General features: G+C 71.1%; 10 protein-coding genes and 1 pseudogene. 4 read left to right on the top strand and 7 right to left on the bottom strand.

What is annotated here, in order from left to right; translation table 11 throughout:
• From QMK30_RS03325 to QMK30_RS03315, 3 genes are all read right to left on the bottom strand, one after another.
• A partial coding sequence (locus QMK30_RS03325) for an enoyl-CoA hydratase/isomerase family protein (RefSeq protein WP_283515587.1) occupies positions 1 to 770 on the bottom strand: 770 nt, incomplete at its 3' end.
• Entirely contained in the window at positions 767 to 1,222 is a 456-nt protein-coding gene (locus QMK30_RS03320) for a Zn-ribbon domain-containing OB-fold protein (RefSeq protein ID WP_283515586.1), read from the bottom strand. The genes QMK30_RS03325 and QMK30_RS03320, both read right to left, overlap by 4 nt.
• Positions 1,223 to 1,228: 6 nt before the next feature.
• Complete coding sequence (locus QMK30_RS03315; protein ID WP_283515585.1) at positions 1,229 to 2,377, bottom strand: lipid-transfer protein; 1,149 nt, start codon at positions 2,375 to 2,377, stop codon at positions 1,229 to 1,231.
• 91 nt (positions 2,378 to 2,468) lie between these two features.
• Between QMK30_RS03315 and QMK30_RS03310 the strand changes: the two genes are divergently transcribed.
• Positions 2,469 to 4,058 (top strand): FadD3 family acyl-CoA ligase, encoded by a 1,590-nt coding sequence (locus QMK30_RS03310; RefSeq protein ID WP_283515584.1) that lies wholly within the window; start codon positions 2,469 to 2,471, stop codon positions 4,056 to 4,058.
• Between the two features lie 236 nt (positions 4,059 to 4,294).
• Here QMK30_RS03310 and QMK30_RS03305 read toward each other — a convergent pair whose 3' ends face one another.
• The 3 genes from QMK30_RS03305 to afsR all read right to left on the bottom strand — a co-directional run bounded on the left by QMK30_RS03305 (position 4,295) and on the right by afsR (position 7,856).
• Entirely contained in the window at positions 4,295 to 4,450 is a 156-nt protein-coding gene (locus QMK30_RS03305; protein WP_283515583.1) for a hypothetical protein, read from the bottom strand.
• 68 nt (positions 4,451 to 4,518) lie between these two features.
• The gene (locus QMK30_RS03300; RefSeq protein ID WP_283515582.1) at positions 4,519 to 4,683 is read right to left on the bottom strand and encodes a sigma-like protein; all 165 of its coding nucleotides are present in this window, start codon (positions 4,681 to 4,683) and stop codon (positions 4,519 to 4,521) included.
• Positions 4,684 to 4,886: 203 nt separating this feature from the next.
• Complete coding sequence (afsR, locus tag QMK30_RS03295; protein WP_283515581.1) at positions 4,887 to 7,856, bottom strand: SARP-family global regulator AfsR; 2,970 nt, start codon at positions 7,854 to 7,856, stop codon at positions 4,887 to 4,889.
• A 135-nt stretch (positions 7,857 to 7,991) separates the two neighbouring features.
• Here afsR and QMK30_RS03290 point away from each other — a divergent pair, with 135 nt between their 5' ends.
• Positions 7,992 to 9,221 (top strand): amidohydrolase family protein, encoded by a 1,230-nt coding sequence (locus tag QMK30_RS03290; protein ID WP_283515580.1) that lies wholly within the window; start codon positions 7,992 to 7,994, stop codon positions 9,219 to 9,221.
• 76 nt (positions 9,222 to 9,297) lie between these two features.
• On the opposite strand, the gene QMK30_RS03285 is transcribed toward QMK30_RS03290, so the two are convergent.
• A complete protein-coding gene (locus QMK30_RS03285; RefSeq protein WP_283515579.1) occupies positions 9,298 to 10,647 on the bottom strand; it encodes an NsdA family TPR-like regulatory protein in 1,350 nt (449 codons plus the stop codon).
• On the opposite strand from QMK30_RS03285, the pseudogene QMK30_RS38420 reads away from it, so the two are divergent.
• Both QMK30_RS38420 and QMK30_RS03275 read left to right on the top strand, forming a co-directional pair.
• Positions 10,641 to 11,201: pseudogene (locus QMK30_RS38420) on the top strand (ATP-binding protein); the annotation flags it as partial. The gene QMK30_RS03285 and the pseudogene QMK30_RS38420 sit on opposite strands and share 7 nt — an antisense overlap.
• A 37-nt stretch (positions 11,202 to 11,238) precedes the next feature.
• Positions 11,239 to 12,072, top strand: a complete 834-nt coding sequence (locus QMK30_RS03275; RefSeq protein ID WP_349362036.1) for a protein-L-isoaspartate O-methyltransferase family protein — start codon at positions 11,239 to 11,241, stop codon at positions 12,070 to 12,072.
• Positions 12,073 to 12,173 lie beyond the last annotated feature (101 nt).

The following is a 12,173-nucleotide window of genomic DNA, read 5'->3' as shown; positions in this document are numbered from 1 at the left end:
TACCGCACCCGAACCCCCCCACCCCGCCCCCCGAACAGCTCCGCCTGTTCCCCCGGCGGCAGATTCCCGAGCGCGATCAGATGAGGTGCCTGGGCCAACGCCGCGCTCCGGGCGCCCTCACTCGCCGCCCAGACCGCGCGTACCGTGCCCTGCACCGCCCCGGTCGGGCAGGACGCGATCACCTCGGCCGAGCGCACCGCCGCCGCCACTTCTTCGCCGGGCGGGGTCAGTTCGGACACCAGGCCGATCTCGTGCGCCCGTCGTGCCGAGAGCCGTTCCGCCGTCCCCATCAGGGACATCCGGGCGACCTCCCCGAACGGCATCCGCTGCGCCATGTAGATCGCCTCGTACGCGCTGACCATCCCGTACGTCGTATGCGGATCGAAGAACGTCGCGTCTTCGGCGGCGACCACGAACTCCGCCTCGCCCAGCAGATAGAACGCCCCGCCGCACGCCATTCCCCGCACTGCCGCGATGACCGGCTTCCAGAGGTCGTTCGCCTTTGGCCCGATGGAGATCAGCGGATCGTCGATCGAGTACGGCGAAGGCGGCTGCGGGACTTCCACGCCCCGGTCGATCCCCGTGCAGAACGCCTTCGAGCCGGCCCCCGTCACGACCACCGCCCGGACGCTCTCGTCGAAGCGGAACTCCCGCCAGGCGCAAGCCAGTTCGGCCGCCGCCGCCAAGTCGATCGCGTTGTGCTTCGCCTCGCGGTCCAGTGTGACGACCGCGACCCCGCTCTCCTTGTCCCGCTCGACCCTGATACTCACGACCGCTCCAGCAGCCAGCGCGGCACCGTCACACCGTCACCGGGATCCGTGAAGGTCACCTGCACCCTCGCGCCGATGCGCAGGCGCGCCGGATCGACCGAGTCGAGAGCCGCGCCGGGTGCGGAGACCACGTTCCCGACGAGCCGGATGCGCGGGGCGTCCGTCAGCTCGACGACCACCGCGTTGTACGGGGCCTGCGCCGCGTACGCGGGGAGCAGGGGTGGGTGGGGGAGGACGTACGACCAGATCCGGCCCTTGCCGCTCATCAGGCGCCACTCGCTGTCGAAGGACCGGCAGTGCGGGCAGCACGGGCGCGGCGGAAAGCGCAGCTTGTCGCACGAGGCGCAGGCCTGGACGCGGAGTTCGCCCCTGGCGGCGTACTCCCAGAAGGGCGCCCCGTCCTCGTCGACGACGGGGGTCAGCAGGGTGGGGGGTGCGGGGCTGTCGCTCATCGCATCTCAACTCCTCAGCAGAATCGCGGAGGTGGGCACGCCCTCGCCCGCGGTGACCAGGCAGGTGGCGGCGCCGGGGACCTGCGCGGTGCTGGTGCCGCGCAGTTGCCTGACGCCCTCGGTGATGAGGTTGAAGCCGTGCACGTACGCCTCGGACAGGCCCCCGCCCCCGGTGTTGATCGGCAGCCGGCCGCCGCTCTCCAGCGCGCCGCCCTCGGTGAACGCGGCGCCCTCACCACGCCCGCAGAAGCCGTAGCCCTCCAGGGACAGCGGGATCAGGGGCGTGAAGGCGTCGTATATCTGGGCGACATCGACGTCGTCGGGGCCGAAGTCGGCCTGTTTCCAGAGCTGTCGGGCGGCGGCCCAGGAGGGGCCGGTCAGCGGGTCGTCGTTCCAGTAGTTGACCATCCCGTGGTGCTGGGCGGGCAGGCCCTGCGCGGCGGAGTGCACGTACACCGGCTTCTGCCGGCAGTCGCGGGCCCGCTCGGCGGAGACGATGACGCAGGCCAGCGCGCCGTCGGTCTCCAGACAGTTGTCGAAGAGGCAGAGCGGGTCGCTGATCCAGCGGGACGTCATGTACATCTCGCGGGTCAGCGGGCGCTCGTACATCATCGCGGCGGGGTTCTGATTGGCGCGGTTCCGGCAGGCCAGGGCGACATTGAAGAGGTGGTCGCGGGTGGCGCCGTACTCGTGCATGTATCTGCGCGCCAGCATCCCGATCTCGTCGGCGGGCCGCAGCAGGCCGAAGGGGCGGGTCCACTGGGCGGGGGTGGGCAGCTGAACGGCGGTGTTCTTCCATGGGCGCGGGCCCGATCCGCGTTTGCGTGAGCGCCAGGCCACGCCCACGCTCGCCTGGCCGGTGGTGATGGCCGCGGCGAGATGCGCGACGGTGGCGCAGGAGCCGCCGCCGCCGAACCCGGCCTTGGAGAAGAACGTGATGTCCCCGGCGCCGATGGACTTGGCGATCTCGACCTCGTCGGTTTCCTCCATCGTGTACGAGGCCATCCCGTCCACCTCGGAGGGGTCAATCCCGGCGTCGGCGAGCGCGGCGAGGATGGCCCGGCAGGCCAAGGTCTTCTCCGACTCGGGGAGTTGCTTGGCAAAGGGCGTCTGCCCCGTGCCGACTATCGCTGTCGCATCCTTGAGCGTCGCCATGGGCACCTCCGCGATGGTCACGACTGCTGACAGCGCGTCAGGCTACCGCTAATCTGACGGTTAGTCAGCTACTGCTGTGGGAGGGCTTGTTATGGGCACGGACATCGAATGGGACAGCATCCCGCAGCTGGTGCGCAGCGCCGCCGAACGGTATGGCGAGCGCGAGGCCGTGGCCGACGGTCGCACCCGTGTCTCGTACGCCGAATTGGGGGAGCGGGTCGAACGGGCCGCCGCGGCCTGCATGGCCCGTGGTGTCGAGCCCGGTGACCGGGTCGCGGTCTGGGCGCCCAACACCCTGGACTGGATCGTCTGCGCGCTCGGCGCGGTAACGGCGGGGGCGGTCCTGGTCCCGCTCAACACCCGCTTCAAGGGCGCGGAAGCGGCGTACGTCCTGTCGAGCAGTCGCGCCAGGCTCCTCTTCGTCACCGGTACTTTTCTCGGTACGTCGTACGTCGCCTCCCTGCGCAGGGCGACGACGGAGGGCTCCGGCACGGGCCCGCTCCGGTCCCTCCCGCACCTTCAGGAGGTGGTGGTCCTCGCGGACGACGCACCGGAGAACTTCCGTACCTGGAAGGACTTCCTGGCCTCCGGCGAGGTGGTGTCGTCCGCCGAGGTCCGGGCCCGCGCCGACGCGATCGACGCCGCGTCCCCGTCCGACATCATCTTCACGTCGGGGACGACGGGTCGCCCCAAGGGTGCGGTGATCACGCACGAGCAGACCTTGCGCGGCTATGACATCTGGTGCGATCTGGCGGGCCTGCGCGAAGGCGACCGCTACTTGATCGTCAACCCGTTCTTCCACACCTTCGGCTACAAGGCCGGCATCATCGCCTGCCTGATGCGCGGCGCGACGATGATCCCGCAGCCGGTCTTCAACGTCGACACGGTGCTGGCGAACATCGCGGCCGAACGTATCTCGGTCCTGCCGGGGCCGCCCACACTCCACCAGTCGCTCCTCGACCACCCGGCCCGCGACGACCACGATCTGTCGGCCCTGCGCCTGGTGGTGACGGGCGCCGCGGTCGTCCCGCTCCAGCTCGTCGAACGGCTGCGCACCGAGCTGCACATCGCGACCGTCCTCACGGCGTACGGCCTCTCGGAGGCGTCCGGCATCGTGACGATGTGCCGCCGCGGCGACCCGCCGGAGACGATCGCGTCCACCTCGGGCCGGGCCATACCGGGCACGGAGGTCAAGGTCGTGGGGGAGCCGGGCGCACCCGGTGAGGTCCTGGTGCGGGGCTTCAACGTCATGGGAGGCTACTTCGAGGACCCGGCCGGCACGGCGGACGCCATCACACCGGACGGCTGGCTGCGCACCGGCGACGTCGGCGTGCTGGACGCGGCGGGCAACCTGCGGATCACCGACCGGATCAAGGACATGTTCATCGTCGGAGGCTTCAACGCGTACCCGGCGGAGATCGAGCAACTCCTCGGCCTGCACCCGGACATCGCCGATGTCGCGGTGGTCGGCATCCCCGACCTCCGGCTCGGCGAGGCGGGCAAGGCGTACGCGGTCCGCCGGCCGGGATCGACGCTCACGGCGCACGACCTGATCGCCTGGTCGCGCCGTGAGATGGCGAACTACAAGGTGCCCAGGGAGGTCGAGTTCGTGACGGAGCTGCCGCGCAACGCGAGCGGCAAGGTCCAGAAGACGGAGCTGCGGGACCGGGGCCGTGTATGACCCGTTACGTCGGCGAGACCGTGACCTGGAGAATATGGACGCATTGACGCCGGTCGATGGTCAGGTAGCGAAACATGCGGCTCGGAACGTAGGCGTCTGCACCCCGTCGCCCGCTCCCTGCCAGTGAGGTGGATTCGAGTCTCGGCCGCACCACGTGAGGCGCGTGCACCATCAACCGCCTGGTCAGCGGGGAGCCGGTCTTGAAATCGGCGATGCCGAATCTCGAAACCGGGACACTAGGTCGTACCGTCCAGACGGAGCGCGGAAGCGGCGCGGACGACGTCGTCCGCGCGCTGCTCGACCTCGGCGATGAAGGCCGGAGGAGGTGGTGTCCCACCGCCGACGACGTGAGCCTCTTCGGGTTCGTACTCCCACCGCCACTCACTCAACACGCGGCGACCGCGGTGGCATCCCCTCCGCGCCACCGCGGTCGTTCCCCGCCCCCGTTCGGTCCGAAGCCTCAGGCTCCCTCGGACCCCGCATGGTTGTCCTGGGTCGTGATCGTGCCCGCGCCCGGCGTCCCGGCGTGGTTGTCCTGGGTGGTGATCTTGTGCTTGCCCGCGCGGGGCGTCCCGGCGTGGTTGTCCTGGGTGGTGATCTCTTCGTTCTTCTCGGCGTCGCTCATGCTGGTCTCCCGTTGTGTGGCGGTTCTCGCGTCGGTGGACGCCCGTTCGACGACTCCCCCGGGGTCGTCGAACGGGCGTCCGTGGGTCGTTCACCTTAACGGTGAGACCCCCTGCGAACCGTCTGCCCCCCGGCGTGACAGCTCGTTAACCTGGAGAATGCCGGGTGCCGATAAACAATCGATGAACGACCCGGTGAACGGCCTCAGGCAGCCGACAGGGGCGTCAGAAGCGCGTGTACTTCGTCGGCCTCCGCGGCGCCCGTCACCTCGTAGATGCTCAGCGCCTCGCGCCAGCAGGCCCGGGCCCGGTCCACCTGGCCGAGCCGGTCGAGGGCCCGTCCCAGGGTGGTCAGGACATTGCCGCGCATCCAGTCGCCGCCGATGCAGTGCAGGGCGAGAGCCTGCTCCGCGTGCTGCGCCGCCTGTGCGGGGCGCAGCGCGGTGAGGTGGGCCTGGGCGATGCGGAAGTGTGTGGTGCCCTCCCACAGGCGCTGGCGGTTGTCCCGGAAGACGAGCAGTGACGCGCCGAGCTCGTCGAGTGCCTCATCGGGCCGCCCGGCCGCGGTCAGGGCGATGCCCAGGGCGAACCGGCCGTTGGCGAGACGCAGGGTCAGGCCGAGTTCGTCGTAGATCGCGATGCCCTGCTCGGCGAGTTCGACCGCGCTTGACGTCCGGTTCATCGAGACGTGGATACGGGACAGATTGCACAGGGCGCTGGCCTCGCCGGGGCGGCTGCCGCAGGCGCGGAAGTTGTCGATGGCGTCGCGCAGATAGCGCTCGCCGTCCGCGTGCCGGTTCTGGTAGAGCGCGATGATGCCGCGGTCGTTGGACGCCCACGCGACGGGTACGGGGTCCCCGGCCGCGCGCGCCTGGACGGTCGCGAGCCTGGCTTCCTCGTCCGCCGCGTCGAAGCGACCCGACACGAGGAGGACGTTGGTGAGCGTCGTGCGGGCGCGGCCCTCCGCGCGGGTGTCACCGGCGGCGTGCGCGGCGTCGCGTGCGGCCACCGCCGTCGTCTCGTACTGATGGGAGTTGGCCCCCGACTCGGCGAGGTCCTTCGCGGCCCAGAGCAGGTCGACTGCGCGCCTGAGGGTGTGGCCCGTGGCGGCCTGCCGGACGCAGGCCAGCAGGCAATTGGCCTCGATGTAGAGCCAGTCCACGGCCGCGTGCCCGTCGGTGAAGTGCAGGCCCGGGTAGTGGGCGGTCTCCAGGTGGTCCACCAGCCGGTCTCCCGGCCGCTCCAGCGCGTACACCGCCGCCGCCGTCGCCAGGTAGAAGCCGAGCAGCCGGGACATCGCCGCGTCCCGCCCGCCCGGTGCCGGCTCGTCGCGTTCCGCGCAGGAGCGCGCGTAGAGCCGTACGAGGTCGTGGTAGCGGTAGCGGCCGGGTGCCGCCGACTCCAGCAGGGACGTGTCGACCAGGGATTCGAGGAGATCCTCCGTGTCCTGGAGGGACCGGTCGATCACGGCCGCTGCCGCCGCCAGTGACATGTCAGGGCCGTCCGCCAGGCCGAGCAGCCGGAACGCGCGGGCCTGCTGCGGCTCCAGCTGGCCGTAGCCCAGCTCGAAGGTGGCCTTGACGGCGAGATCGCCCGCCTGGAGCTCGTCGAGGCGGCGGCGCTCGTCCGCGAGCTTCGCCGCCAGCACCGAGACCGTCCAAGTGCGGCGGGCCGCCAGCCGGGAGGCCGCGATGCGGATGGCCAGCGGGAGGAAGCCGCAGGCGCCCACGACATCGAGGGCGGCCTCGCGCTCGGACCGGACGCGCTCCGCGCCGACGATCCTCGTGAAGAGCTGGAGGGCTTCGTCCGGGGACATCACATCGAGGTCGATGAGGTGCGCCCCGGCCAGGTCGACCATGCGCGTCCGGCTCGTCACCAGCACCGCCGAACCGGTCGTGCCGGGCAGCAGGGGACGGATCTGCGCGGCGTCGCGGGCATTGTCGAGCAGGACCAGGATGCGGCGGCCGTCCAGCGTCGAGCGGTAGAGGGCGGCGCGCTCGTCGAGGGTGTCGGGGATGGCCGGGTCGGGCGTGCCCAGCGCGCGCAGGAACGAGCCGAGGACCGTTTCGGGCTCGGCGGAGCGCGAGCCCGCGCCCTGGAGGTCGACGTACAGCTGGCCGTCGGGGAAGTGTGGGCGGGCCGCGTGCGCGACGTGCACCGCGAGGGTCGTCTTGCCCACGCCGCCGATGCCGGCCAGGGCGGAGACCGCCATGACGCTGGACTCCGCGGCGGCGAGCCGGTCGCCGAGTTCGGTGACGAACGAGGATCGGCCGGTGAAGTCCGGCACGGTGGCCGGCAGTTGGGCGGGTCGCACGACGGCCGGGGCCGCGGACGGCGGCGGCTCCACGGGGCGGGCCAGGTCGGCGTCGGCCTCCAGGATGCGTTGCTGGAGCGCGGCCAGCTCGGGGCGGGGGTCCACGCCCAGCTCGTCGGCCAGCAGGCGGCGTGTGTCGGCGTACACCGCGAGGGCCTCCGCCTGCCGCCCGCTGCGGTACAGCGCGAGCATCAGCAGCTCGCGCAGTCGCTCGCGCAGGGTGTGCGCCGCGGTCAGCGCGGTCAGCTCCGAGATGGCCTCCGCGTGGCAGCCGACCTCCAGGTCCAGGTCCAGGCGGGTCTCGACGAGCTGGAGACGCCATTCGGCGAGCCGGGTGCGCTGGGTCTCGGCGTACGGGCCCGGGACCGAGGCCAGCGGTTCGCCGTCCCACAGCGCGAGCGCCTCGTTGAGCAGGGTGCGCGCTCCGCACCGGTCGCCGGAGTTGCGGGCCTTCTCGGCGTCGGCGGCCAGGACCTGCGCGACCGCCAGGTCCAGGGTGTCGGCGTCCGCCCGGATCGCGTACCCGCCGGCCTCGCTGACCAGGACGCTCGGGTCCAGCACCTTGCGCAGCCGTGAGGCGTACGTCCGTACTGCGGCCAGCGCCTGTGACGGCGGCTCATCGCCCCACAGTGCGTCGATCAGCTCGGACGCGGTCGCGGTCCGCCCCTCGCGCAGCAGCAGGGCCGCGAGCAGCGCGCGCTGCTGCGGCGATCCGGTGTTGAGCAGCTCCTCGCCCCGCCAGGCGCGGACCGGGCCCAGTACGCCGAAGCGCAGGGCGGAGCCGGTCTCCGAGCCTCCCGTGCCGGTCCTTCGGCCGGGGTCGGGACTTCGCTTCCCCGGTGTCCGAGGTATGTCGTCCATAGCGCTCCCCCTGCCGTTACCGCCCGGTCGCAAGGGTCAGTTTGCCTTGTCCGTGGCGGTTGCGTCAGCACCGGAACCGAGCTGTCCGCCGCCAGGTAGCTGACGGATCGTCAGATCGACGCTACCGTGGTTCACATGGAGACCTTCCCGAAGATAATCTCGGTGGACGACCACACGGTTGAGCCCCCCAACGTCTGGCGGGACCGGCTCCCGTCCAAGTACAAGGACATCGCCCCGAGGGTGGTACGCGCACCTTTGAAGGAAATGACCTTCATGGGCGGAAAGTTCGCCCCGGTGATGGGGGCCAAGGGCGACGAAGGGCCGATAGGCGACTGGTGGGTGTACGAGGACCTGCACCGGCCGCTCACCCGCCTCGACACCGCGGTCGGCTACGACCGCGACGAGATCAAGCTCGAAGTCATCACGTTCGAGCAGATGCGGCGGGGGTCCTTCTCCGTCCCCGAGCGCCTCGCCGACATGGACGTGAACCATGTCCAGTCCGCCCTGTGCTTCCCGACCTTCCCGCGCTTCTGCGGCCAGACCTTCACCGAGGCCAAGGACCGCGAACTGGGCCTGCTCGGGGTGCGGGCGTACAACGACTGGATGGTCGACGAGTGGTGCGGCCCCGACGCGCACGGCCGGCTGATCCCGCTCACGCTGGTCCCGCTGTGGGACGCGGAGCTCGCGGCGGCCGAGGTGCGCAGGAACGCGGCGCGCGGCGTGCGGGCGGTCGCGTTCTCCGAGATCCCCCCGCACCTGGGGCTCCCGTCCATCCACACCGACGAGTGGGACCCGTTCCTGCGGGCGTGCGACGAGACCGGCACGGTGATCGCGATGCACATCGGGTCCTCGTCGAAGATGCCGTCGACTTCGGCCGACGCGCCGCCCGCCGTGGGCTCCACGATCACCTTCGCCAACTGCTGCTTCTCGATGGTCGACTGGCTGATGAGCGGCAAGTTCGAGCGCTTCCCCAACCTGCGGATCATGTACGCGGAGGGGCAGATCGGCTGGATCCCGTACATCCTGGAGCGCGCGGACGTGGTGTGGGAGGAGAACCGAGGCTGGGGCGGGGTGGCGGACAAGGTGCTGCGACCGCCGTCGGAGCTGTTCGCGGGGCATGTGTACGGCTGCTTCTTCGACGACGCGTTCGGCCTGCAGAACCTCGACTCGATCGGCGTCGGCAACGTCCTGTACGAGACGGACTACCCGCACTCCGACTCCACTTGGCCCAATTCCAAGGAGGTCGGCGAGGAGCAGATGGGTCACCTGGCGCCGGATGTGGTGGACCGGATCGTGCGCGGCAACGCGATCGATCTGCTCGGGCTGACCCCGGACGGGCTGTGGGCCGGGTCCTCGGCGTTGTAGCTGTTGGCGCGCGTTGTCCCGGGCTGACGTGCGGCGATGAATTTCCGAGCCCCACAGGCTTCGGTCTGTGACACGTTCATCCTTTCAGTTCCGCCACCTGGTACGCCCTGTCCACCAGGCCGCGTACGGAGCGGGCCTTCGCGTGTGGGCGGACGCGGCGGAGCATGGTCTCGTAGTGCTCGTCGCCGCGCGCGGTCGACAGGTCGGCGTAGCAGTCGAGGAACGCGGTCCAGGTGGCGCACGCCTCGTCCAGGTGCCCGTGCTCGAACTGCCGTTGCGCGAGGACGGCCGTCGCGTGCAGTCGGCCCTGCCGCTCCTGCTGGGGCTGGGCCTTGATGGACTCCTGGAGCGCCTTGATCGAGCCGGGCAGGTCCCTGAACTCGTAACGCACGTGCGCGACATGGAAGAGGTACGCGGTCTTGTCGTATCCGCCGATGGACTCGCGGCGTGAGTCCGCGCGCGACAGGGCCGCCTCCGCCTCCCGCAGCCGGTCCAGCGCCCGGGTGCGGTCGCCGGTCATCGCGGAGGCGTGCGCCTGCTGCCCGCGCAGGAACGCCACCAGGCGCGGCCCCGCCTGTGGGCTCGCTTCCGCCGCCGCGTCGGCCAGCTCCAACGCCTTCGCTCCGTAGCGCAGATGCGAGGCTTGGAGGCTCATGCCGCGCAGGGTGCGGCAGTACGTGACGTGGTCCTCGGCCTCACCCGCGAGCCGGAGCGCCTTGCTGTAGTAGCTCTGGCCCAGTCCGTGGGCCCTCTCGTACATCGCCATCCACCCGGTCAGGTACACGAGGTCGGACGCCGCCGACAGCATGTCCTTGTGCACCGCTTCGGTGGCGGACGCCCGCAGGTACGGGCCGACCGTGTTCACGAGGAACGCCGCCGCCATCGGCCGGGCGTGGCCGCCGCCCAACTCGTCGAGGATGTCGGCGATCCGGTCGGTCATGGTCCGCACGGTGGCGACCTCACCGGCTCCGATACGGGCCGTGCGCCGCGTCGGCGGTGCGTTCCTGGTGTCTTCGCCGGCCGGCGGCATGCCGGGCTCCCCGTACAGCGGCACGGCGAGTGCAGCCGAGTACACGCCCGCCGTCAGTACCCCACGGCGTGACGGGTCCATGTCGGACCGCCCCGTGTCGATGAGCTCCTCCACCGTGTCGCCCCGCTCCGGGGCCGCCGGGGTGAGTCCTGCCTCCGCATGTGTCACCGGCCGCCCCAGTCTGCGCGCCAGCGTCTCCACGATCACTGCCCGCACTTCGGGCCTGGGAGCGGTCCCGGCGATCCAGTGGGCGACCGCCGTGCGGTCGTAGCGCACGTCGAGCCCGGCTTCCGTGCCCACGCGGTTCACCGCGTGCGCGAACTTCGTCCGGGACCATCGGGCTTCTTCGAGCAGGCTGTCGAGGTGATGGTTCGGCTCGCGCGCACTGGATGCCATTGCTCAACTCCCGGAGGCGTTCACGGCTTTCACGGTCGCGTACCTCTTTGACGGTACCCGCAGCGACGCTCCGAGTGTTCCCTCTTCGTGCACAGGTCATCGCAAGGGGTGACCGAAACGGAGGAGTCGCCGTGGACACGCAGACAGTCGCTCCGGCCGTAGTCCTGGAGTGGTCGATGGGCTACACCATGGTCGACGGGTCCGTCCCCCTCGCCCGCATCCACGTCCGCCGCAACCTCACCCTGTGGCGGTGGCCCGGTGACGTGCAGGACGCGGCCCTCATCGCCTCCGAGCTGGTCACCAACGCGGTGCGGCACGGGCGCAGGTACGGCCATCACCTCTGGCTTCGGCTGGCCGTTCTGGACGACGGTGCCCTGCTGATCGACGTATCCGATCCCGTACGGGACTTTCCCCGGTCCGGCAAAGTCGCCCATGCCGACGCAACTGCCGACGACACCGCCGAGTCCGGGCGCGGCCTGCACGTGATCCGTGCCCTCGGCGGCGTCCTCAGCTGGTTTCCGCGCGAGCACCGGGGCAAGACCGTGCGCGCACAACTCTCCTTGAGGAAAGGTGAACCGATGAGCATCGGCAATCGGCACCGGTACGGGCTGGAACGCGGCGCTCCTCGCGCACCGCGTCGGGCGGACGGGCCGGGTCACCACCGTGGAGGTCGACCCCGCGGTGGCTGCTGCCGCGCGTGCCCGGCTGCCGGCGCCGGTGGAGGTTGTCACGGCGGACGGGGTCCACGGGTGCGGGGCAGGGGCTCCGTACGACCGGATCATCGCCACCGTCGGGCTGCGGGAGATCCCGTACGGATGGGTGGAGCAGGCCCAGCCGTGCGCGGTGATCGTGGCTCCGTGGGGGACCCATTTCAGTCACCTCGACGCGGTGGCGCGGCTGGTGGTGGCGGGGGACGGGCGGAGCGCGTGCGGGCGCTTCACGCGGCCGGTGGAGTTCATGAAGCTGCGCGGTCGGCGGCTTGAGTGGGCGGGGCACTCGGCGTACGTGCCGGAGGAAGGGACGGGCGCCGCCGAACCGTCGACCACGAGCCTGACGGAGGCCCAGCTGGTGACCGGGCCCTTCGGGGTGACGTCCTTCGCGATCGGGCTGCGTGTCCCGGACTGCCGGCACGTGGTCGCCGAGAAGCGGAACGGTATGCGGCCCGTGTGGTTCTACGGGCTCGGGCCCGGTGACCGGTCGTGGGCGGTGGTCGTTTTCCGCGACGGCGAGGCGGCGGCCGACGTGTACCAGTCCGGGGCGCGGCGGCTGTGGGACGAGGTGGAGGCGGCGTACCGGTGGTGGGAGGGGGAGGGGCAGCCCGGATACGAGCGGTTCGGGTTGACCGTGGAGTGCGGCGGCGGGCAGAGCGTGTGGCTCGACGAGCAGGCCCGCGTCTGTGGCGGGTCCGAGGCCCGGACCGGGTAGGTCACGCCGCGCGCTGTCTCTAACCGCGCGCGGTCGGCGAAAGATGGGGCCGCCGCGCCCCTTGTCTGACGGATCGTCAGGTACGAGTATGGCGAGTCGTC

Origin of the sequence: Streptomyces sp. H27-C3 (genome assembly GCF_030063415.1) — a bacterium.
In the GTDB taxonomy this organism is placed as follows: Bacteria; Actinomycetota; Actinomycetes; order Streptomycetales; family Streptomycetaceae; genus Streptomyces.
The sequence above is the reverse complement of the archived record's forward strand: the minus strand, read 5'-3'. Positions and strand labels throughout refer to the sequence as shown.